Raw genomic sequence first — 21,764 nt, forward strand, 5'->3', positions numbered from 1 at the left:
CAACGAGTGCCACCCGAACGGTTTGCCTAGATGCTGCGGTGGTCCCGTACCGCAGACTCTAAATCTGCGAGCCCGGGGGCCATCGCGGCATCGACGGCCATGGGGTCGGAGGTGTTGAGCTCCTGCATGCCGCGCCGGTCTGCGGGGGCCGTGTTGATTTCGTGGTCGCCAGCCTCGAGCCCGGCCAGCACATCGGCAATGACGTCGTCGAGGGATCGACGCTCCCAGCCCAAGTCGGCGCCGGCGTTTTGAGACGTCATCATGTCGGTATCTGTCGCGCCCGGATAGACGGTCGTCACGTGCACTCCCGATCCGATCAATTCACGCCGCACGGATTCTCCGAAACGAGCGAGGCCGGCCTTGGTGGCGGCGTAGACCGAATAAAACGGCATGCCGACGAGGGCGATTCCGCTGGAGATGTTCAAGACAATGCTGTCTCGGTCGGCGCCGGCACGAAGACGCGGCAACAGAGCCCGGGTCAGGAGCACGGGGGCAACGAGGTTGAGATCGATCATGGATCGAATGTCGGCCTCGCTGGTCAATTCGAGCCGGCCGGCGCGCACGTTTCCGGCATTGTTCACGAGCAGGTCCACCGTGGCCCACGACTCTACGGCCTCAGTAACTCGGTCGACACTGGTGGGCAGGGTGAGATCCTGCGTAAAAACTTCGGCCGTGCCGCCGGCGGCTTCAACCAGCCGGGCTGTCGCGACGAGCGTTGACTCTTTCCGGCCGACCAGGAGCAGGTGTGCTCCTCGCGATCCGAATTCGACAGCCAGGGCACGCCCTATTCCCTGCCCTGCTCCGGTGATAATGCCGTATCGGTTGGTTAGATCCATAATAGTCATTCCTTCGAATTAGGCGAGACGGGCATCGAGTACTCGACTGGCATTGATCAATGGGGCCAACGGTCTGCTGACGCGGGCTATTCCCCGCTCGCTCCGCCGCGCATCGGGCGCACAGCCAACCGGGCCTCGGCTTGCCCGTGTCGAACGGACTCACGATTCGCTCCATCGACAAAGTTAGCGTAGCCTTACCTTAGCAACCGTTCGCCACGTCTCTGGAGCCTTATGCGCATCTCCCTCTCTGTCGCCGCACTCGTTGCCGGCGCCACCGTTTTCGCCCTCGCCGGGTGCACGCAGGCCGCCGAGCCGGCAGCAAGCTCCGCAGACGGCGCCTTCACGCTCTACTCGGGGCGCGACGAAGCGCTCATCCAGCCGCTCATCGACCAATTCGAGAAGCAAAGCGGCATCAGCGTCGAGGTGCGCTACGGCAACACCGCCGAGCTCGGCGCGCTGCTGCTCGAAGAAGGCGCAGCCACTCCAGCCCAGGTGTTTCTCGCGCAAGACGCCGGAGCGCTCGGAGCCTTGAGCAACGCCGACCTGTTTGCGACGTTGCCAGCAACGACCACCGACAAGGTTCCAGCCGGATTCACCTCGACCGATGACACCTGGGTCGGCGTCACCGGCCGTGCTCGCGTGATCACCTATGACAGCGAGGTGATGAGCGCGGCCGAGGTGCCGTCAAGCGTTGATGCATTCACCGACCCCGCCTGGGCCGGAAAGTTCGGCATCGCACCGGCCAACGCGAGCTTTCAAGCCTTCATCACCGCCTATCGGGTGCTGAACGGCGAAGAGGCCGCAGACAAGTGGGTTGCCGCCGTCGCCGCCAACGACCCGGTCATCTTCGACAACAACCGCGCGATCCTCGCCGCCGTCAACGACGGGGTCATCGAGGCCGGACTCATCAACCACTATTACTGGTTCGCCCAGGCCGCCGAGACCGGCGAGGCCAACATGCGCGCGCAGCTCTCCTATCCCGAGGCTGGCGATGCCGGATCGATTGTGAACGTCACGGGGGCCGGCCTGCTCGCAGGTGCCGCAGCGGATGCCGACGCGCTTGAGTTCATCGACTATCTCGTCGGCACCGATGCCCAGCAGTATTTCGTCGATGAGACCTACGAGTACCCGCTCATTGCCGGCATCGATGCTCCGGCCGGACTGCCTGCGCTCGACTCACTCGTCAACCCCGACCTCGACCTGGCCGACCTGGACACCCTCGCCGACACCCAGGCACTGCTCGGCAAGCACGGCCTGATCTAACATCGCAGTAGTGAAGGCGCGGTTGTGGGCTCGGGTCGGTGGCCGCGTCCTACCCTGCGCCGGGAGTCTCTCGTGACCGAGCTTCTCAGTCCACCGCTCGAAACGGATGCCCCGCTACCGCCGCGCGCGCCTGGCCGGCATCGTTTCGGCGCGCCGCCTTGGCTGCTGGTGCTCGCCGCGCTCTGCGCGGCGACTGCCGCTATACCGCTGGTCTACCTCGTGGCGCGCACGACCGAGGCAGGGCTCACCGAATTGCTCGATACCCTGATGCGCCAGCGCGTGCTGCAGCTCACGGTCAACACGGTACTGCTCGCTTCGGCCGTCACCCTGTCGTGCCTCCTGCTCGGCACGGTCTGCGCGTGGGTTCTCACGCGCATCCGCTTGCCGCTTCAGCGCACGTTGCTGCTGGTCTCCGCGCTGCCGCTGGCGGTTCCAAGCTACCTGGCCGCTTACGGCTGGCTGGTCTGGTTTCCCCACCTCAACGGGTTTTGGGCCAGCTGGTTCGTCATGACCGTGGTCTGCACCCCCTACGTGACGCTGCCGGTCGCGGCGGCGCTGCGCGGGGCATCCGCAGATCTGGAATCGGTGGCCCGCACCCTCGGTCGTGGCCCGTTTCGCGCGTTCGCGGCCGCGACTTGGCCGCAGATTCGCCCGGCCGCGATCGCCGGGGCGCTGCTGGTATGCCTCTACTCGCTCAGCGATTTCGGGCTCGTCGCGATGCTACGGTTTCAGACGCTCACCTGGGGAATCAACGCCGCGTATGGTGCGAGTTTCGACCGCAACCAGGCCGCGCTGCTCGCCCTCGTGCTCGTCGTGCTCGCCCTCGTGGTCGTGGCCGGCGAGCGTCGCAGCCGCCGCCAAGTCTCCAGTGTTCCCGGTCGCAGTACCATGCCCATGCGCACGCCCGGCCGGACCTGGCCCGGCTATATCGCACTGCTCCTCGTCGCGCCGATTGCTGGGGTCGTCGTTCCGGTGGTCGGATTGCTCAGTCGCCTGCTCGAGGCTGAAACCCTGCGCGCAATCGACGTGTCGCGTTTGGTCGAAGCGATCGGCGCGACCCTCGGGCTGGCCCTGGCGGCTGCCGTGATCGCGGTGCTCGTGGCACTGCCGATCGCCGCGCTCGCCGCCCGGTACCGCGGAAGGCTCGTCGCGGCAATCGAGGCCGTCGGCTTTCTCGGCCATGCCCTGCCCGGTATCGTCGTGGGTCTTTCCCTCGTGTTCTTCGCGCTCGCGGCGGTTCCGATGTTCTACCAAACCTCGCTCGTGCTCGTTTTCGCCTATGTCGTTCTGTTCATGCCGCGCGCCATCGGCAGCGTGCGCAGCGGCATCGCTGCGGTGCCGACGAGCCTCGGCGACGTGTCGCGCATGCTCGGCCTGTCACCGTTTCAGGCCTGGTGGCGGGTGACTGCACGCCTCGCCCTGCCCGGCATCGCGATCGGCGCACTGCTCGTGGCCATCTCAGCCATGAAAGAATTGCCAGCGACGCTACTGCTGCGGCCGACGGGCATTTCGACGCTCGCGACCGAGTTGTGGAGTCGCACGGCCCTGTTCGAGTTTGGTGCTGCGGCGCCCTATGCGGCGGCGCTCGTGCTCGTGGCGATGGTGCCCGCGGTGCTGCTTTCTGGTATTCGCGGCACAGCAAGGGAGAACTAATGGGCTGGGTAACGATCGAGGCGCTGAGCGTCTCCTATGGTGACACGCGTGTGCTTGACGACGTCAGCCTGCACATTCCGCGCGGCTCGCTCGTGGCTGTTCTCGGTCCCAGCGGATGCGGCAAGACCACGCTCCTGCGCGCGGTTGCGGGTCTGTTGCCGGTCGCCTCCGGCACGATCACCGTCGGGGGGCGCCTGGTCACCGGCCCCGGCGTGCTGCGAGCTCCGGAGAAGCGCGGCATGGGCTGGGTCCCGCAAGATGCCTCCCTGTTTCCGCACTTGTCGGTGGGTGAAAATATCGGCTTTGGTCTGCCGCGCACGAAGCAGAACGACGATCTCTACTGCGAACCCGGCGAGACTCCCGGCAGAGTCGGCGGACTGCTGGCCGGACTCACCCGGCGCGGTCGCGCCAACCGCGCCCGACCGACGTCTCTACTGGCCGGTACAGCGGCGCACGCGAGCCCCCTCGCTGCAGTCCCGATCAGCCCCGACCGCGGTCGCCAGAGCAGCCGCGCGGCTCGCATCGCTGAGCTCGCTACCCTCGTCGGCCTGACCGAACTCGTGGATCGCGCCCCCTCGCAGCTCTCCGGCGGCCAGGCCCAGCGGGTGTCGCTGGCCCGAGCGCTCGCTCCTCGCCCCGACCTCATACTGCTCGACGAACCGTTCGCAGCCCTCGACCCGCTGCTGCGATCGGCCCTGCGCACCGAGGTCGCTGCCCTGCTGCGTGGCCAGCACAACACGAGCCTGATCGTGACGCACGACCAGGAAGAGGCGCTCTCCCTCGCCAACTTCGTGGCCGTGATGCGCGGAGGGAAGATTTTGCAATTCGGCACTCCGGCGGATGTCTACGAGCGCCCGGTCGACCCCTGGGTCGCTGGATTCGTCGGCGACACGGTCGAACTCGACGGCCAGTGGCGGGACGACCGGGTGGAGTGCGCCCTCGGCTCTCTCCCCGCGGATTGGATGGGCACGGCATCCGCCCCCGCCGACGGAACGCCGGTGCTCGTGCTGCTCCGCCCGGAATGGCTGACCCTGGCTCTGCCATCGACCGAGCGACAAACGGATGCCGTCACCACCGCCATCGCTTACGCCGGCCACGACGCACTGGTGAGCTTCGCCCTCCCGGCAGGGCTCATCGTGCGCGCCCGGGTGGCGGCCCCCGACCTGCCCCGCATCGGCGACCGGCTCATCCTCGGGGTGCGCCAGAATGCTCTCGCCTACCCGCTGGGCTAGTGATTTGGCCGCGGCCCCGGGTTCCTGCCGGTAGGGGTGAAAGCCTCTCACGCGCCGCGCCGCGCCGCCGCATCCGCTGACCCGTGCGGCAATCAGCCCGAAAAGCCACTCTTTGCGCGAATTGCATGACGTTAGCTCACGCATGTGCCACCCTTAGGACTGGTGAGAGCTCCGAGCCGTGCGCACGGAGCCCGCCCGAAACTCGGCGCAAGCGCGCATAAAACGGTCGAAGCCAAGCCAATGGAGGCTAAATGAACGAGCGGAATTCCAATTCGGTCATGCGGCGCAAACCCATTACCGACATCGGCGACGAGACCGCCAAGAACGGTCTCTTCAAAAGCCTCGGACTCTGGCAGCTCACCGCGATCGGCGTCGGCGGCATCATCGGAATCGGCATTTTCACTCTCGCGGGACTCGTTGCAAACGGCGGTCCCGACGGCGAAGGCGCCGGTCCGGCCGTGCTCATCTCATTTCTCATCGCCGGACTCGCGAGCGCGGCCGCCGCCCTCAGCTACGCAGAGTTCGCCGGGATGATCCCCCGCGCGGGCTCGGCCTACACCTACGGCTATGTCGCCCTCGGTGAGATTGTTGGCTGGTTCATCGGCTGGGACCTGCTGCTGGAGTACATCGCGATCGTCGCCGTCGTCGCGATCGGCATCTCGGGGTACTTCACCGAGTTCATGAGCGGCATCGGCATCGACGTTCCGACCTGGATGCAGGGCACCCCCGACACCCTCGACGGCGGCCTGATCAACCTGCCCGCCATCGTGGTCTGCGTGCTCGTGACCTTCATCCTCAGCCGCGGAACGCAGACCTTCGGCCGCTTTGAGCTCGTCGCTGTCGGGCTCAAGGTGTTACTGATCCTCGCAATCATCGTTCTGGGGTTCTTTTACATCAACACCCAGAACTACATTCCATTCGTGCCGAATGGGTTCGGCGCGGTCTTCACCGGCGCGGCCACGGTCTTCTTCGCCGTCTTCGGTTATGACGCTATGAGCACCGCCGCCGAAGAGGCCAAAGATGGCAAGAAGCACATGCCGAAGGCGATTTTGCTCTCGCTCGCCATCGCCATGGTGCTCTACGTGCTGGCCACTCTCGTGCTCACCGGCATGCAGAATTGGCAGGATATCGACCCGACCGCCGCTTTCGCCGTCGCATTCCAGTCCGTCGGGCTTCCGATCGTCGCGACCGTGCTCTCGGCCTTCGCCGTTATCTCGATCCTCACCGTCATGCTGACCTTCCTCCTCGGCGTCAGCCGGGTCTGGTTCTCGATGAGCCGCGACGGCCTGCTTCCCAAGTGGTTCTCCGGCACCGACCGGAAGGGAACTCCCGCTCGTGTCACATGGATTGCCGGCCTTGCCGCGGCTCTACTGGCCGGGGTCTTCCCGATCCGGCTGATTGCCGACCTCACCAATATCGGAATTCTCGCCGCCTTCGTCGTGGTGTGCGTCGCCGTGATTGTGTTGCGACGCACCCGCCCCGATGTTCCCCGCACCTTCAAGCTGCCCTTCATGCCCTGGGTGCCCGTGTTCGGGGTGCTGTCTTCTGCCTTTCTCATCATGCAGCTGCACTGGGAGACCTGGCTGCGTTTCGGCATCTGGCTCGTCATCGGCCTGGTCATCTACTTCTTCTACGGTCGCCACAACTCCGTCATGAATCCGGAAAGCCCTCGCTACATCGAGCATCCGGTCGATCCGCACTAGAGCCGTTCGGGCAGCGGATGCCGGTATGCGGCCGGTCCTGTTTCTGCGGTGTGAAGTCAGCGCGCGCCGACGATCATCCAGGCCAGACTGCGGGCGCGCAAGCTCAGCGTCAGGGCGCGGGCGCCGAGGTAGCCGAGGGCGAACGCCGCCATGAGCAGTGCGAGACCGACTGGTCCCGCCGGCGCAAAGACCAACACGGCAACGGCCAATGGCACGAAGGCGGCGAAGTTGAGCAGCCCGGTCAGGGCCAGGTAGCGAGCGTCGCCGGCGCCGATGAGCACGCCGTCGAGGACGAACACCACCGCGCCGAGGGGGACGGATGCCCCCAGCACGATCACCGTCAGCGGCAGCAGTGAGGTCACCGCGTCAGTGTTCGTGAACGCGTGCCCGAGCACGCCGCTCGTGCCGATCACGACCGCGGCGAGCACGAGGCCGACCAGTACGCCCCATTCCAGGCAGCGGCGCAGCACGGCGTGCACGTGAGCTATGTCGCCGGCGCCGAGGCCGCGCCCGACGAGAGCCTGGGCGGCGATCGCGAGAGCGTCGAGGGCAAAAGCGAGTGTTGCGAACAGGGTCATGGCGATCTGAAAGGCCGCGAGCTCGGGAGAGCCGAGCTGGGCGGCCACGAACACGGCGAGCAGCATGGCAGCGCGCAGGCTGAGCGTGCGCACAAACAGCCAGCCGCCGCTGCGGGCGCCGAGGAGCAACCCGGCGCGATGCGGGCGCAGCGGAGCGCTCTGGCGCCTGGCATGCGTGGCAACCACCACGAGGTAGACCAGGGCCATGCCCCACTGCGCCACGACCGTGCCGATGGCCGACCCGGCAATGCCCCAGCCGAGCAGGTAGATGAAGACATAGTTGAGCGCGATGTTCGCACCGAAGCCGATTCCGGCGACGTAGAGCGGGGTGCGGGTGTCTTGCAGTCCGCGCAGCAGTCCGGTGGCGGCGAACACCAGCAGCATGGCGGGCAGGCCGAACATTGAGATACTGAGGTAGGTGGCGGCATCCGCTGTCACGGCCGGTTCGGCGCCGAACGCGCCGACGAGTACCGGGACGGCGAGCAGGCCGCCGGCCGCGAGAACGACACCGAGGCCGATGGCGAGCCAGAGCCCATCGATGCCGACGGAGACGGCTTTGCGCGTGTCGCCGGCGCCGAGCCAGCGGGCCACGGCCGGGGTGGTGCTGTAGGCGAGAAACACCATGAGGCCGATGATGGTCTGCAGCACCGCGCTGGCCAGGCCGAGTCCGGCCAGCGGGGTGGTGCCGAGGTGGCCGACCATGGCCGAATCTGCCAGCAGAAACAGCGGTTCGGCCATGAGGGCGCCGAGCGCGGGCACGGCGAGCCGCAGAATGTCGCGGTCGATGGGCTGTGCCCGCAAAATGTTGATGGTTCGACTCTACGGCGGACCGCCGGTCAGTTCTGAGTCGTGCTGCTGCTGCTGCCTGACTTATTCAGCGTTGCGTTGCGCCTAAGACTGGCAGCGAAGGTGCCGGCCATGAGGTTTCTGTTCATTGTGGGTATGGTTTCATCATGTATCGCATCAAAATTGTCAGCGCATTCGTCGGTCGTTGGTTTGCCGTTATTGTTTTGGCTGCGGGAGCGTTGGCGCTTGCTGTTCCCGACGCATTTTCGGGCTTGACCGTGGCGATCCCGTGGTTATTGGCCGTGATCATGCTGGGAATGGGTATGACGCTGCGCCCGGTTGACTTCGCGATTATTGCCAGGCGGCCGTGGGCGCTTCTGCTCGGTGTTGCGGTCCAGTTTTTGGTGATGCCGTTGCTTGGCTTGGGGATTGCCGTCGCGTTGGGGCTTTCGCCGATGCTGACGGCCGGCATGATCTTGGTCGGTTCGGTGCCTGGAGGGACAGCGTCCAACGTGATGGTTTACCTCTCTAAGGGCGATACCGCGTTGTCTGTGGCGATGACGTCCGTTTCGACGTTGTTGGCGCCGGTGCTGACGCCGCTTTTGGTGTTGGCGCTCGTGGGAGAGTCCTTGCCCGTCGATGCTGGCGCCTTGTTTGTGTCGATTGTGCAGATCGTGCTGGTTCCGGTGGTGCTCGGGCTCCTGCTGCGCATGATCGTGCCGCGCCTGGTGGAGCGCTTTCTCGATGTTTTACCGCTGCTGTCGGTGGCCGGCATCACCGTCGTGGTTGCAGCCGTCATCGCCGCGAGTGCCTCTACGTTGTTATCGATTGGCGTGCTTGTGGTCGTCGCCGTGATCTTGCACAACTCCCTCGGGCTGACGCTGGGGTACTACATCGGGCGTCTGTTCGGGCTTCCAGTCGCTAGTCGCCGAGCTCTCAGCTTTGAGGTGGGCATGCAGAACTCCGGCCTGGCCGCAGCCCTGGCCGTGGCGCATTTCAACCCGGTGGCCGCGCTGCCAGCGGCGATTTTCTCGGTCTGGCACAATGTCTCGGGTTCGGTGCTCGCCAGCTATTGGGCGCGCAAGGGTCTACCTTCCGATAAGGTTTCCGAGTCTTTGCCGGTCACCACCCGAGCGTGATTTGACCGGGGTCATTGGGGTCAGGAAAGCAACGGTGCTACTGAATCCGGACTCTGTGCCTGGAGACCTTCTTCGGGTGCAGTCTGACCCGTCTGGAGAGGTGGGCGTCGGCCGAAGCCGACGCGTCATACAGCGAATGGCACGCCAGCGCGGGAGTGTGCGAACTCGGATGAGCGTGCTGTCCACTACTAGCTGTTGGCAACTCTCTGTCGCCTGATCCGTTTTAGCACAGAACGGATGCTGAGAATCTGATCTGCGGGTCGGCTGCCTCCGAGAGATGCAACACTTTATTGAGTTTTTTCGTGTGCGAATGCGGCTTGTAGGGCTCTGGAATAGTCGCGGAGGGCAATCTCCACATACGGCAAGGGGGACGATTGCTCGGAATGGAGCCACTTGCGAAAACCGACGAACATGGCGTGCCAGTAGCCGTGGCCGAGAACTTCCGGCAGAGTGTCCTCTGGGTCGAGTCCTTCTCGGTCAGCGATGAAGCGCGTGATCGCATCCCGCCACGGTCGACCCTGCATGTACGCATAACTCTGTAACGCCGGAACCGCCTGGATGAGTATGACTTCGGCGCGCATGATGGGCAGAGCAGCAGGATAGGTATGCAAGCCGGAGAGTACCGCTGCTACGACCGCGTCGGTGCTGACGATGTCGGCTGGAGCATTCTCCAGCGCATGGATGAGGTCTTCAAGTTGCCGGTTGAAACGGTTCCAGACGATGTCGGCTTTGTTGGGAAAGTAGTTGAACAAGGTCTTGCGTCCGATGCCAGCGGCACTGGCGATATCGGTCATCGTTGTCTCGTCGAAGCCGTTTTTTAAGAACAGTTCCAGACCGATCTTTGCGACGGCATCCACTGACACTGTCGGGGGGCGTCCTCGCCCTCGACTCTCTCCGGTATCGGGGGTAGAAGCCATTGACTCGACCCTACTCTCTGGCAATACTTGAATTAGGACACTTGGTGTAATAAATAGAGTGTCCTCGACGCACGAACAGGTGCGTCCGTTGATCATCCACAAGGAAGAGGAAGCTCAGCATGATTTTTGACTACATTATTGTCGGTGCTGGAGCGGCAGGATGTGTCCTGGCCAATCGATTGAGCGAAAACCCGGCGAATCAGGTTTTGTTACTGGAAGCCGGGGGCTCCGATCGAAGTCCGGTGATTCTCGTGCCGAAGGGGTTCTATTTCACGATGACGGACCCGAAATACACGAAGAAGTTCGCCACCGAACCGTTTGGAACCGGTTCCGTAGAGCAGTGGTCGCGCGGCCGCATGATCGGCGGTTCCACTGGCGTGAACGGTATGGTCTGGAATCGCGGATGGAAGCCCGATTACGACTCGATCGAAGCTGCGGGAAATCCTGGCTGGGGATGGGACACCTTTGTGGGTGCCTATAAAAGCATTGAAGACCATAATCTTGGTGCGTCGGAAACTCGCGGTACCGGTGGTCCTGTTGGGATTTCCGTGGCTTCCCCTCCCGAGGAGGTCAGTGAGGCTTTCATCGATGCCGCGGGGAAGTTGGGTATGAACCGGGAAGACGACCTGAATGGGAGTGACAATGAGCGAGTCGGATACGTGTCGTCGAACATTGCAAACGGCTTGCGAGTGAGCGCTGCGGAGGCGTATCTGCATCCGGTGCGGCAACGCTCCAATTTGACGGTGTTGAGTCATTCGGAGGTTGGCTATGTTCTCTTCGACGGGAAGCGTGCCACCGGCGTGCGCGTTGAGCGCAAGGGCGTGACGGTCGACTACTCCGCCCGTCAAGAGGTGCTTTTGGCTGGCGGTTCGCTCGACACTCCGCTGCTCCTTGAACGCTCCGGCATCGGAGATCCAGCTCAGTTACGTTCCGCCGGGGTGCAAGTCGTCGTGGACAGCCCCAACGTCGGAGAACGGTTGCACGAGCATCACGGCACCAGCTTCCAATTTTCGATGCAGGGCGCAGATGGATACAACAAACAGCTCTCCAACGTCTCACGGCAGATGCTCACCGGCACAAAGTACCTGATGCAACGGGACGGCGTCATGTCATTTGGCGGCTACAACGTGCTCATGTATTACAAGTCGGATCCGAAATCCGACCGGCCGGACACGCAGGGATTCTTCACACCCATTTCTACGGCAGCGGCATCGTTAACGTCAGGCAAAGTAAAGGTCGACAAAAATCCGGGAATGATGTTCCTGACGTATCCGCTGCGCCCAACGAGCACCGGATCCATCCATATCACCGGCAACTTGCCGTCGAACAAACCGACGGTTGTCGCGAATTTCCTCACCACCGAACACGACCGCCACCTAGTCGTTCTCGGAGCGCGGAAAGGACGCGAAATCATGGCCCAGAGCCCGATCAGTCGACTCGTTCGTGCGGAAACCCTCCCGGGCACTAATTTCACAACGGATGAGCAGATACTCGAAAACGCACTCAACCGTGGCGGAACTGGCTACCACACGCTGGGCACGTGCGCGATGGGCCCCAATGACGACGACGTCGTCGACGCACGGCTTCGTGTTCGCGGGGTGGAAGGACTCCGAGTCGTGGACGCGTCTGTCTTTCCGCACATGCCATCGGGCAATAATAATGCCCCCACTCAGGCTCTCGCCTGGCATGCGGCACAACTTATCCTCGAAGACAACTCGTGAACAACTCCCCGAGACGCTTCACCACACCGAGGTAACGGCGTAACTCGACCGGTTTTTTCCGCCTGCTGGAGGTGACTCTGGCAGCTCTGCGGTTGCATGCCAAAGATGGTATCGGCCAGTTATCGGAAACCATCTCCAATAACTGGCCGACTTTGCCGCTGCTTGTTGCACGGCAGGTCTGTGTCATCGTCGTGATCGCGGAGCGAGCGGACGTAAACGACGGGCCGTTTTGGCGACCGTCCGCCGGCCCTCAACAACGAGGCCTAGCGTCGCAACGTCCTTGCGCGGTGTTTAGAGGTGATCAACAAGTGGCGCGGCATAGCCACCGCTACGACAAGCTCGGCCCGGCTTATCGGGCGGCGTTGTCGGCCGAGCGATAATCATCTGGTCACAAGCATTAGGAGAAACGCCCCCCGGGCGTTTAAAGAAGCGTTGTCTCTTAGGAGATGGGAACACGGAACGCCTGGGAGATCGGGCAATTCGCCTTAGCGTCCTCAGCGACAGTGGCGAACGTTTCCGGCAATAATTCAGGGACCGAGGCGCGCAGCAGGATATCGCTGCCGAGCACTCCATCCCCTGGCTGGAAGCTGACGGTTACCGTCACCTCGAGAGTATCGGGGGTATAGCCCGCATCTTCCAAGCTGTGAGACAGGGCCATGGCGAAGCAAGACGCGTGAGCAGCTGCCAGAAGTTCCTCCGGAGTGGTAACGCTGTCGCTTCCGGCGGAACGAGCTTTCCAATTTACCGGAAGTTCAGCCGCGCCTGACGTACGTAGCCGGGTGGGGCCTCTTCCCTTCGGGCTTCGGGCTTCGGGGTGCTGGTCGCGGGTGGAGACCCGGACGTATCCAGTTCTCGTACCAGTAACGCATCGCCAACCTGGTAGCAGGTTACATAGACGAGTACACGGCCAGCCTTACAAAAACCACCCCCGTATTTTCGCGACCTACTGATCCTGCTCCAGAATGTCTTACGAACGATCGTGACCAAACACCACCCGTCACAGACCTGAGCGTCGGATGTTCAACGAATTCGCAAGCGGCCCCGCAGAGACCGTCTCTATCGGCTGTGTTGCGTATCCTCAGGTTTCTCCGCATCGACGAGTTCTCGTGCCATGGCGCTTGCTTCGCGAACGAGAGCAGCGTCGCGGCCGACTTTCGCTGCGGTGATGGCCGCGTCGTAGAGCAAGACCAGGCGAGATACTGCTGTGGAGGCAGCGTCTGCACCGAGGAGGTTGGCCAGATGCGTGCGAACGACGGCGCGGTAGTCTTGCGCGACGGTGCGTACCGCCGCGCATTCCGGCAGTTCAATCACGGCGTTGGTGAATGGGCAGCCGTGGAACGTGTTCAATTCGACTGAGCGGGCGAGGGCCTCGAATAGGGCGGCGATCCGCTCCCGGCGTGGCGAGAGCGGATTGTCCAATGCGTGCGCGTCTCTGCTCCAGCCGTCTAGTTGCTGCTCCAGGTAGGCCACGACAAGAGCTTCTTTGTTGGCGAAGTTGTTATAGAGGCTGGCTTTGGCGACGCCCGCGTTACGCACGACCAGGTCGATCCCCGTTGCATTGATGCCGTGTTCGTGGAACAGGCGGCCCGCGGACGCGAGTAGGCGCTCCTTGGCGCTCACTATCGGGGTGATGGTCGACGAGTGCATACCTTGATATTACCAGACTGATCGGTATAGTTAATGGTGGCCAGATCGGTCTAACTAGGAGGTAACTATTCATGTCTGAATCTAAAATCGCCGTCGTCATTTATGAGCCCATCGGCTCCGACACCTCACGCGTCTATCGCGGTCTCAAAACCGCCCTCGAATTCAAGGATGCTGGCGATGACGTTGTCGTCGTTTTCGACGGATCGGGTGTTGAATCCCTCGCCGCCATCTCAGACCCTAAGCACAAGATGAACCCTCTCGCCGTCGCCCTGCACGACAACATCCGGGGCGCCTGCGCATTCTGCGTCGCATCCCACGGGGTTACCGACGCTGTCGAGTCCGGCGGGTGGCCGCTACTTGCGGAGTATAAAGGCGAAGCAAGTATTCGTTCTCTCGTCGTAGAGGGCTACCAGATCCTCAACTTCTAAGCACCACGTCCACCCCCGTTCCCCCGCTTGAATTGGAGTTTTCATGGCCCTGACAGTTCTTCTTGACCTTCGATTGAAACCGGAAGCCGTTCTCGGTGCGCCGGCCATGCTGCGAGACATCATTACCGGGACCCGAGCGTTTGAGGGGTGTCTGGGTGTTGACGTGTTGCTGGATTGTGACGATCCCGCCCACATGATCTTGCTGGAGCGGTGGGCGTCGGCCGACGCTGACGCGGCCTATCGTGAGTGGCGGGCGGGTGCGGGTGCGACCGAACTGGGCTCATTGCTAGCCAGCACGCCCCAGGTTTCAATGTTTGAGACTGCCAGCGACATCTGACTGCGCACGACAGCACGCACCCGAGATCATGTTCCCGTTCTCGGGTGCGCGCCGTATGTTTCGTTACAACGCCGGGTTGTGCGGTCGACGCGAAAGCAGCGGCTGAAGCCAGTGCCGATTCGGTCAGAGGAATCACCTGGAAGCATATTCCTATGGAATCAGTCGCGGCTTGCGACGGCGGGCGCGTCGGGACGCTGCTCCGCTGCGCCCGTAGACGAGGTACATAGCCAGGCTCATAATGATCATGAGGAGCACGGTGTACACGAAGGTGATCGACATCGAGTCGAGGTTGTTTTCGCCCTCGGTGCTGGCCTTGATAGCGATTCCCAGTGGTTGGAATAGCGGGTGGTACAAGAACACGGCCGCATCGTAGTCATCGAGCAGGCTGTTGAAGTTGAGCGCCGTGATCGCCGCTGCGGTCGGGATGACAAGGGGAAAGAGCACCTTGCGCAGGGTGAACATTGATCCCGCTCCGAGAATGCGTGCGGCGTCTTCCAGCGATTCCGGCACCGACGCGAATGCCGCTTTCAATAGCCGTAGGGTGAACGGGATTTTCACAACGATGTAAGCCACCAAGAGGAGGCTGGTGGTTCCTGTGAGGACCTGGCCACCGACAAGCGCTTGTGGCCGGTCAAACGTCATGACCAGCGCAAGCGCGATCAGGATCGTGGGTAGGATCCACGGGATATGGAGCAGGTATTCGAGCAATCCCGTCACCGGATTGCGATATTTCTGTAACACCCTTGCGACGAACAACATGCCGACCACCACGATCGCCGAAGCCAGCGCGCTGTAGATGACGCTCACTACAAACGGGCGCAGCACCGACGGGGTACCGAAAACGGTTGCGTAATTCTCGAAGGTCAACGCATCCCAGGTGATCATCCCGCGCAGGATGGCGGTCGAGTCGACAAATGAGAACAGCACGATGAGCAGTACCGGCGTCGCGTAGACCACGAACAGGGCATAGGCAAGCACGTGCACGACGCCGTTGGTGACCCGATTGGGAATCTTCTGCTTCTGAAGCGGCGTGGCCACCTTGGCCACAGAAAAATACACCCCGGACTTCTCGGCCCGGTTCATCATGGCCAGCAGCACGATCGTGGCCAGGCCCAGGATGATGGCGAGCAGCGCGGCCAGATCCTGCGAGCTGCTGCTCTTCGAGAACGTCAGAATCATCGGGGCAATCGTCTGAAAGTCGGTCCCACCCAGCACGATCGGGGCGGTCAGCGCACCAAGTCCAGTGAGGAACGTGAGCACTGTCACCGCGAAAATCATCGGGCGCAGGGCCGGCAGCACGATCCGCCACAGAATGCGCACGGTTCCCGCCCCCATATTCCGGGCCGCCTCGATCGTCTGGTAGTCGATCTTGGCGAGTGACGAACCGAGAAAAAGCATGTGATTGGTGGTCGTGGCGAGGGTCATTACGACTACGACGGCGAAGTATCCCGAAAACCAGTCACGGTCAATGTCGGGAAACCAGTTGCCCACCGCGTTCGTGACGAACCCGTAACGTCCGTAGATGAAGTTGTACCCGGCGGCGAGCACGATGCCGCCGTAGATGAGGGTCGTCGCGTAGCCGAGCCACAGTATCCGCGCACCCCGAATGGCAAAATAATCGGTGACAAGCACGATGAAAATACCCACCACGTTCACCGTCACGGCGAGCGTGCCGGCCAGTAGAAAGCTGTGCCACAGGCTGTTCATGGCTCGCTCTGAGCTGGTCAGTTTCTCGAACGCGCGAAAGCTGAGCTGGCCGTCGGGGAAGAACGTGCCGATCAGAAGGGTGGCACTGGGAAAGATCAGGAACGTGGCAATGAACCACACCGTCACCAGGGCCACGACCAGCACGAGTGGCGAACGCAGCATAGAGCGCCAAGAGGAGGTACGCATGCTAATACTGCAGGATCGACGAGGGGGCAATGTGCAGCTCGGCTCGCGACCCGGGCGTGAGCGGCGCCGCGCCGCTCTCGGGTACGAGCGCGCGAATCATGCTGCCGGAACAGTCGATCGTGTACGTGCTGTGTGCGCCGTGGTACGAGCGTTCAGCGACGATTCCCTCAAGACGGATGCTGCCGCCCGCGTTTGCAGGAGGCTGCAACGACACCTTCTCGAGCCTCAGGTACGACGCCTTGTTTGGGTGCAGAGCGGTGCCGCCGCCACGCTGCAGCCGCTGCACCAACTCATCCGACAACTTGTTGATAGCGCCCACGAACGTGCACACAAATTCTGTGCTCGAGTGGTTGTAGATCTCCTCCGGAGTTCCCACCTGTTCCACCACGCCATGATTGAAGACGGCTATGCGATCACTCATCGTCAGGGCTTCCTCCTGGTCGTGGGTCACATAGACCGTCGTGATGCCGAGCTCGCGCTGCAGGTTCTTGAGCTGTGCGCGCAGCTGCACCCGCAACTTGGCATCGAGGTTGGAGAGGGGTTCGTCGAGCAGCAGGATGCGCGGCTTGAGCACGAGCGCGCGTGCGATAGCCACGCGCTGCTGCTGGCCGCCGGAGAGCTCGGACACGTTCTTGCCGAGCTGCTCCGAAGTGAGCTCCACCTGCCCAGCTATTTCCGCGACGAGGGCACCCGTCTGCATTTTCTTTGTTTTACGCACCTTCAGACCGAAGGCGATGTTCTCCCATACGCTCATGCTCGGGAACAGGGCATAGTTTTGGAACACCATTCCCACGCTGCGCTTCTCACTCGGCCGTTTCGTCGCGGCCTGGCCGTCGATATAGATCTCGCCCTTAGTCGGTTCGATGAAGCCAGCGAGTGTGCGCAGTGCTGTGGTTTTTCCGCATCCGGACGGCCCGAGCAGGGTGAAGAACTCACCCTGCTTCACCTCCAAATTGAGTTCGGGAATGGCGGTATGTTCGCCGAAACGTACTTCGATATGGTCGAATCTAATCATGTGAACTCCCACCGGGTGCGGCTGTTGACGAAGCTGCACCCGGCGACTTGAGGCGGGTGATGGAGGTCGATGTCCGGCGGCGCGGAGGAGCGTCAGGGTAGGTACCCGAGCTCGGTCTTCTCAATCCACTCGCCGATATGCTCTCGGGTCAGTGCCCAGTCAATGTCTTGCTTGGGCAGTGATTCGATCAGCTCGACGACCGCGGGGAGCGCCTGAACGCGGGCTTTTTCATTCACGGGGTAAGCGGCGAATTTGGCCGCGAACTGGCCCTGCACATCGGAGCTACCGAACCAGTCGATGAACTCTTCGGCCCGGTCCTGGCGCGGAGTGCCGTGAATCACGGCGATCTGCTCCGTGACGTACGGAACACCGTCTTGGGGGCTGATGACTCCGGTGACCGTGCCGTACTCGGCATCACGACTCGTGATTCCGCTGCTTGGGATCACGCCGAAGTCGACCTCACCGCGGATCAGCCGGGCATACAGGTCGGTGCCCTCGACAGCAGGGGAACCGTGCCCGAAGTACCCCTGCACCTGGTCCCAACCCTCGTCGGAAATACCCAGGTCGCCGTCCTCGTCCGCATAGGGAGCCAGAAGACTCGCGAGCATCAGCTGTGGCGTCGCCTGTCCGAGGGCAGTGTTCACTTCATAGTTACCGGTGTGCTGATCACCGTCCCAGAGGTCAGCGATCTCGGTCGGGACATCCGCTGCGTTGACCGTGTTGGTGTCGTAGACCATAACGATGGCCTGTTCCACCAACGGCCAAAATGCGCCGTCCTCCGTGTCGCCGGCGGTGCTGTCGACCTCATCGGACCAGGCCGGCGTGTAGGCGGAGACGGCATCCTCGGCCTTGAGCGTTTCAAAGAACATGTTGTTCAGCCCGAAGACCACGTCACCCACGGGGTTATTCTTCTCAGCCACGATCCGGTTGGCGAGGTCGGCACCGCCGAGGCCCACAATCTCGATATCGAGGCCGGCAGCGGCGGCCTGCTCCGTGATCCACTCGCCACGCCCATCAGAGTTGGAGTTCGTATACACGATGAGCGTTCCGCTGGCGTCGCCAGAAGCCGCGATATCGGTCGCGGCACTACACGAGGTCAATGCCACGGTGCTCAACAAGACGAACGCGATGGAACTCGCGGTAACGGTGCGCTTATGCAATTGGTTGTCCTTTTCCGGGCCCGGTATAACCCAAAAAAGTCGCCCCGGGCCAAACCTGTGATTTTGACATTGACGACACCACGCTACGGCTGGAAATCACCCGACCCTGTCGTTATGACACAAATTTGGCCCACTGTTCACGTGATGTGCAATTGCGTCCCCCGAGGGGATGCTCCTGTTGATGTCAAGCGACTTTTTGTGTCTCCGATCGCCCAGGAAGGCCTGTAGAGACATATCCATCTTGGCCGGCGCCAGTATGCACAACCTTCTCGACGCGAAAGACATGACTCGGTTCGGCTGTCCCGTTCGCAACAATCGAACCCAGATACTTGTTCGAAGTGATGCTGCGTTGGCGGGCAACGTTTTTAGGATCGAATATTGATTCGTGCACTCGGCTTCCACCGACTCCGCCCAGATAGGCTGGGGCCATGACTGAGCTGGCGAGTGCATCCGGAATCAACCAGAACGAACTTGACCCGGAGGTGCGCCCACAAGACGATCTCTTTCGGCACGTGAACGGCAAATGGATCGCACGTAGCGAGATCCCCGCCGACAAGGCCCGCTGGGGTTCCTTCACGATGCTTGCCGAAGACGCCGAGAAGGCCGTGCGTGAGATTATCGTCGAGGCGCAGGCCGCGTCAGAGGGCAGCCTGGAGCGCAAGTTCGGCGACCTCTACACGAGCTTTCTCGACGAAGAGCGCATCGAAGCGCTCGGGTCCACCCCGCTGCGCGACGACCTTGCCGCGGTCGACGCGGTCACCACCATCTCCGAACTCCTCTCGACCCTCGGCCGCCTCGAGCGCGGCGGCGTCGCCGGTGCCTTCCACCTCTACGTCGACAACGACCCGGGCAACCCTGAGCGCTACCTGGTCTTCATCGCGCAGGGTGGTATCGGCTTGCCAGACGAGTCCTATTACCATGAAGAAAAGTTTGCCGAGATTCGCATTAAGTATCAGGATTTTCTCGAGCGGATGTTCACCCTCGCTGGTTTCTACGGCGCCGCCGAACGCGCAGCGCGCGTCTTCGACCTCGAAACCGAACTGGCCTCGCACCACTGGGACAAGGTAGCCACCCGCGACAGCGAGAAAACCTACAACCTGCGCACCTGGGGCCAGGTTTCGGCGCTCGCAGCGGGTGCCGACGTCGACCTCTGGCTGGCGGGCCTCGACGCCCCAGCCGGCGGCTTCGAGGAGGTCGTCGTGCGTGAGCCCAGCTACATTGCGGGGCTCGCGACCGCCCTGTCAGACGACCGCCTCGAATCGTGGCAGGACTGGCTGCGCTGGCAGGTCATCCGCTCGAGTGCTGCGTACCTGTCGGGTGAATTCGTGGAGGCGAACTTCGACTTCTACGGGCGCACCCTGAGCGGTACCCCGCAGTTGCGTGACCGCTGGAAGCGCGGCGTCTCACTTGTGGAGGGCGCTCTCGGTGAGGCCGTCGGCCGCATCTACGTGGAGCGTCACTTCAAGCCGAGCGCCAAGGAGAGCATGGACGTGCTCGTGGCCAACCTCGTGCAAGCCTACGAAAACAGCATCAGCACCCTCGACTGGATGACCGAGGAGACACGCACGAGAGCCCTCGACAAGCTGCGCAAATTCACGCCGAAGATCGGCTACCCGGTGAAGTGGCGCGACTATTCCAGTCTCGAGATCGCAGCTGACGACCTCATCAGCAACGTCAAGGCCGCTGGCGAGTTCGAGTTTCAACGCGAGCTCGGCAAGATCGGCAAGCCGCTCGACCGCGACGAATGGTTCATGACGCCGCAGACCATCAACGCCTACTACAACCCCGGATTCAACGAAATCGTTTTTCCGGCCGCCATCTTGCAGTTTCCGTTCTTCGACGATGCGCGTGACCCGGCCGCCAATTACGGCGCGATCGGTGCGGTCATCGGCCACGAGATCGGACACGGCTTTGACGACCAGGGCTCCAAGTACGATGGCGATGGCCGCCTCACCGACTGGTGGACCGCCGAAGACAAGGCCGCGTTCGAGCTGCGCACGACCGCGCTCATCGCGCAATTCGAGGGCCTTACGCCGCAGGCCATCCCCGGTCACACCGTCAACGGCGCACTCACGATCGGCGAGAACATCGGCGACCTCGGCGGGCTCTCCATCGCGTGGAAGGCCTACTTGCTCTCGCTGAACGGTGCAGAAAGCCCCGTCATCGACGGACTCACCGGTGCCGAACGATTCTTTCTCTCCTGGGCCCAGGCCTGGCAGATGAAACTGCGCGACGCTGAGGCCATCCGCTTGCTGGCTATCGACCCGCACTCCCCGAACGAGTTTCGCTGCAACCAGATCGTCAGCAACATTCCCGCGTTCTATGAGGCGTTCGAGGTCGGCGAAGCGGATGCCCTCTACCTCGCCCCCGACCAGCGCGTCACCATCTGGTAGCGCGACTGTCCCCCCGTCGGGGTTACTGTAGGAACAAGCTCTTCTGAGCTGGGGATGAGGCAGACGCGGGGCGTATGCCGAGGAAAGGATCGAACCGAGTGATCGTTTCCAGGCGTGACGCCGACGGCGCCAGTGCTGCTTCCAGCCGAGCGGATGCGGTGACTGGCCGTTCGCGCCACGCGGCGCTGCCCGGTGGCAAACACCGCACAACAGATTCGCCCGAGAATTTCGCCCGTGGCTTTGCCTGTCTCGGCGAACTCGCCCTCAACGGTGTGCAGGTCTCGGCCCGGGCAACCGATCTTTCGACTGGACGCGTGCTCTTCTCGGTCGACGATCATGTGTCGATGCCAACGGCGAGCGTTGGCAAGGTGCTGCTGCTGATCGAGGTGGCGGCGCGCCTGAACGACGCCGAATTCGGCCTGGCCACGATGCTCGAGCGGTCCGGCGCGGATGCCGTGACTGATTCCGGGGTCTGGCAGCACCTGCAGATTTCACGACTCGGTGTCGCTGATCTTGCCGCCCTCGTTGGCGCGACGAGTGACAACCTCGCCACGAACGTGCTCATCCGTGCCGTGGGGCTGCACTCGGTGCGTGCCCGTACCGAGCAGCTCGGACTCAGCCGCACGGCGCTGCTCGATCTGGTGCGCGACACACGCGGCCCCGACGACGCGCCCCAGCTCTCGGTGGGCAGCGCCAAGGAACTCACCTGGCTGTTCACGTCCCTCGCCCGCGGCGAGATCGTGGATGCTGAGACGAGCGCGCGAGTGATCGGCTGGCTGTCGCTCAACACCGACCTGTCGCTCGTGGCCAGTGCCTTCGGCCTGGATCCGCTCGCGCACCGGGAGAGCGACCACGGTCTGCTCATGGTCAACAAGACGGGAACGGCTGCGGGCGTTCGCAGCGAGGTGGGAATCCTCCGCGGTCCGCGGGCCGGCGTCACGTACGCGGTGTCGATGCTGTTCGACGATGCTCGGCTCATGACCCGGCTCGCGGTGCTCGACGGCATGCGCTCGGTGGGGGCCGACCTGCTGGAGTACGTGCACTAGCTGGCGGTAAGTTGTGC

18 protein-coding genes are annotated in these 21,764 nt (G+C 62.8%); 10 read left to right on the plus strand and 8 right to left on the minus strand.

What is annotated here, in order from left to right; genetic code table 11:
* Window positions 1–26 precede the first annotated feature (26 nt).
* Window positions 27–836 (minus strand): SDR family oxidoreductase, encoded by an 810-nt coding sequence (locus CXY72_RS16670; protein ID WP_158252613.1) that lies wholly within the window; start codon window positions 834–836, stop codon window positions 27–29.
* Window positions 837–1,067: 231 nt separating this feature from the next.
* On the opposite strand from CXY72_RS16670, the gene CXY72_RS16675 reads away from it, so the two are divergent.
* From CXY72_RS16675 to CXY72_RS16690, 4 genes are all read left to right on the plus strand, one after another.
* On the plus strand, window positions 1,068–2,099 hold the full coding sequence (locus CXY72_RS16675) for an extracellular solute-binding protein (protein WP_233197903.1): 1,032 nt from the start codon (window positions 1,068–1,070) through the stop codon (window positions 2,097–2,099).
* A 72-nt stretch (window positions 2,100–2,171) separates the two neighbouring features.
* Entirely contained in the window at window positions 2,172–3,752 is a 1,581-nt protein-coding gene (locus CXY72_RS16680) for an iron ABC transporter permease (protein ID WP_199184073.1), read from the plus strand.
* Window positions 3,752–4,984 (plus strand): ABC transporter ATP-binding protein, encoded by a 1,233-nt coding sequence (locus tag CXY72_RS16685; protein WP_104128789.1) that lies wholly within the window; start codon window positions 3,752–3,754, stop codon window positions 4,982–4,984. Before CXY72_RS16680 ends, CXY72_RS16685 begins: the two co-directional genes overlap by 1 nt.
* 251 nt (window positions 4,985–5,235) lie before the next feature.
* Window positions 5,236–6,687 (plus strand): amino acid permease, encoded by a 1,452-nt coding sequence (locus CXY72_RS16690; protein WP_104128790.1) that lies wholly within the window; start codon window positions 5,236–5,238, stop codon window positions 6,685–6,687.
* A 56-nt stretch (window positions 6,688–6,743) separates the two neighbouring features.
* Here CXY72_RS16690 and CXY72_RS16695 read toward each other — a convergent pair whose 3' ends face one another.
* Window positions 6,744–8,066, minus strand: a complete 1,323-nt coding sequence (locus CXY72_RS16695) for an MATE family efflux transporter (protein WP_104128791.1) — start codon at window positions 8,064–8,066, stop codon at window positions 6,744–6,746.
* Between the two features lie 152 nt (window positions 8,067–8,218).
* On the opposite strand from CXY72_RS16695, the gene CXY72_RS16700 reads away from it, so the two are divergent.
* Window positions 8,219–9,190, plus strand: coding sequence for a bile acid:sodium symporter family protein (locus CXY72_RS16700; RefSeq protein ID WP_104128792.1), 972 nt, complete (start codon window positions 8,219–8,221; stop codon window positions 9,188–9,190).
* A gap of 287 nt (window positions 9,191–9,477) precedes the next feature.
* Here the strand turns inward: CXY72_RS16700 and CXY72_RS16705 are convergent, their stop codons facing one another.
* Window positions 9,478–10,047 carry a TetR family transcriptional regulator gene (locus CXY72_RS16705; RefSeq protein WP_158252614.1) on the minus strand — a complete coding sequence of 190 codons (570 nt, stop codon included), beginning with the start codon at window positions 10,045–10,047 and terminating at the stop codon, window positions 9,478–9,480.
* 179 nt (window positions 10,048–10,226) lie between these two features.
* Between CXY72_RS16705 and CXY72_RS16710 the strand changes: the two genes are divergently transcribed.
* On the plus strand, window positions 10,227–11,828 hold the full coding sequence (locus CXY72_RS16710) for a GMC family oxidoreductase (protein WP_104128794.1): 1,602 nt from the start codon (window positions 10,227–10,229) through the stop codon (window positions 11,826–11,828).
* Between the two features lie 439 nt (window positions 11,829–12,267).
* On the opposite strand, the gene CXY72_RS16715 is transcribed toward CXY72_RS16710, so the two are convergent.
* The gene (locus CXY72_RS16715; protein WP_104128795.1) at window positions 12,268–12,714 is read right to left on the minus strand and encodes an OsmC family peroxiredoxin; all 447 of its coding nucleotides are present in this window, start codon (window positions 12,712–12,714) and stop codon (window positions 12,268–12,270) included.
* Window positions 12,715–12,884: 170 nt separating this feature from the next.
* Window positions 12,885–13,475 carry a TetR/AcrR family transcriptional regulator gene (locus tag CXY72_RS16720; protein WP_104128796.1) on the minus strand — a complete coding sequence of 197 codons (591 nt, stop codon included), beginning with the start codon at window positions 13,473–13,475 and terminating at the stop codon, window positions 12,885–12,887.
* A gap of 71 nt (window positions 13,476–13,546) precedes the next feature.
* Between CXY72_RS16720 and CXY72_RS16725 the strand changes: the two genes are divergently transcribed.
* Complete coding sequence (locus tag CXY72_RS16725) at window positions 13,547–13,903, plus strand: DsrE family protein (RefSeq protein WP_104128797.1); 357 nt, start codon at window positions 13,547–13,549, stop codon at window positions 13,901–13,903.
* A 43-nt stretch (window positions 13,904–13,946) separates the two neighbouring features.
* Entirely contained in the window at window positions 13,947–14,240 is a 294-nt protein-coding gene (locus CXY72_RS16730) for a putative quinol monooxygenase (RefSeq protein ID WP_104128798.1), read from the plus strand.
* A 150-nt stretch (window positions 14,241–14,390) separates the two neighbouring features.
* Here the strand turns inward: CXY72_RS16730 and CXY72_RS16735 are convergent, their stop codons facing one another.
* From CXY72_RS16735 to CXY72_RS16745, 3 genes are all read right to left on the minus strand, one after another.
* Window positions 14,391–16,133 (minus strand): iron ABC transporter permease, encoded by a 1,743-nt coding sequence (locus CXY72_RS16735; protein ID WP_104128799.1) that lies wholly within the window; start codon window positions 16,131–16,133, stop codon window positions 14,391–14,393.
* A gap of 1 nt (window position 16,134) precedes the next feature.
* Window positions 16,135–17,148 (minus strand): ABC transporter ATP-binding protein, encoded by a 1,014-nt coding sequence (locus CXY72_RS16740; protein ID WP_104128903.1) that lies wholly within the window; start codon window positions 17,146–17,148, stop codon window positions 16,135–16,137.
* A 92-nt stretch (window positions 17,149–17,240) separates the two neighbouring features.
* The gene (locus tag CXY72_RS16745) at window positions 17,241–18,308 is read right to left on the minus strand and encodes an extracellular solute-binding protein (protein WP_104128800.1); all 1,068 of its coding nucleotides are present in this window, start codon (window positions 18,306–18,308) and stop codon (window positions 17,241–17,243) included.
* 428 nt (window positions 18,309–18,736) lie between these two features.
* Here CXY72_RS16745 and CXY72_RS16750 point away from each other — a divergent pair, with 428 nt between their 5' ends.
* Together CXY72_RS16750 and CXY72_RS16755 are read left to right on the plus strand one after the other, a co-directional pair.
* On the plus strand, window positions 18,737–20,701 hold the full coding sequence (locus tag CXY72_RS16750) for a M13 family metallopeptidase (RefSeq protein WP_104128801.1): 1,965 nt from the start codon (window positions 18,737–18,739) through the stop codon (window positions 20,699–20,701).
* 98 nt (window positions 20,702–20,799) lie between these two features.
* Window positions 20,800–21,747 (plus strand): serine hydrolase, encoded by a 948-nt coding sequence (locus tag CXY72_RS16755; RefSeq protein ID WP_233197904.1) that lies wholly within the window; start codon window positions 20,800–20,802, stop codon window positions 21,745–21,747.
* Window positions 21,748–21,764 lie beyond the last annotated feature (17 nt).

The sequence above is a fragment of the Cryobacterium sp. Y57 genome (assembly GCF_002929505.1).
Taxonomy (GTDB): domain Bacteria; phylum Actinomycetota; class Actinomycetes; order Actinomycetales; family Microbacteriaceae; genus Cryobacterium.

What these genes read in the sequence shown, in the direction of transcription:
- CXY72_RS16670 (WP_158252613.1), bottom strand. Translation starts at nt 836, where the DNA reads ATGGATCTAACCAACCGATACGGCATTATCACCGGAGCAGGGCAGGGA.
- CXY72_RS16690 (WP_104128790.1), top strand. Translation starts at nt 5,236, where the DNA reads ATGAACGAGCGGAATTCCAATTCGGTCATGCGGCGCAAACCCATTACC.
- CXY72_RS16720 (WP_104128796.1), bottom strand. Translation starts at nt 13,475, where the DNA reads ATGCACTCGTCGACCATCACCCCGATAGTGAGCGCCAAGGAGCGCCTA.
- CXY72_RS16750 (WP_104128801.1), top strand. Translation starts at nt 18,737, where the DNA reads ATGACTGAGCTGGCGAGTGCATCCGGAATCAACCAGAACGAACTTGAC.
- CXY72_RS16735 (WP_104128799.1), bottom strand. Translation starts at nt 16,133, where the DNA reads ATGCGTACCTCCTCTTGGCGCTCTATGCTGCGTTCGCCACTCGTGCTG.
- CXY72_RS16740 (WP_104128903.1), bottom strand. Translation starts at nt 17,148, where the DNA reads ATGATTAGATTCGACCATATCGAAGTACGTTTCGGCGAACATACCGCC.
- CXY72_RS16675 (WP_233197903.1), top strand. Translation starts at nt 1,068, where the DNA reads ATGCGCATCTCCCTCTCTGTCGCCGCACTCGTTGCCGGCGCCACCGTT.
- CXY72_RS16710 (WP_104128794.1), top strand. Translation starts at nt 10,227, where the DNA reads ATGATTTTTGACTACATTATTGTCGGTGCTGGAGCGGCAGGATGTGTC.
- CXY72_RS16730 (WP_104128798.1), top strand. Translation starts at nt 13,947, where the DNA reads ATGGCCCTGACAGTTCTTCTTGACCTTCGATTGAAACCGGAAGCCGTT.
- CXY72_RS16700 (WP_104128792.1), top strand. Translation starts at nt 8,219, where the DNA reads ATGTATCGCATCAAAATTGTCAGCGCATTCGTCGGTCGTTGGTTTGCC.
- CXY72_RS16725 (WP_104128797.1), top strand. Translation starts at nt 13,547, where the DNA reads ATGTCTGAATCTAAAATCGCCGTCGTCATTTATGAGCCCATCGGCTCC.
- CXY72_RS16685 (WP_104128789.1), top strand. Translation starts at nt 3,752, where the DNA reads ATGGGCTGGGTAACGATCGAGGCGCTGAGCGTCTCCTATGGTGACACG.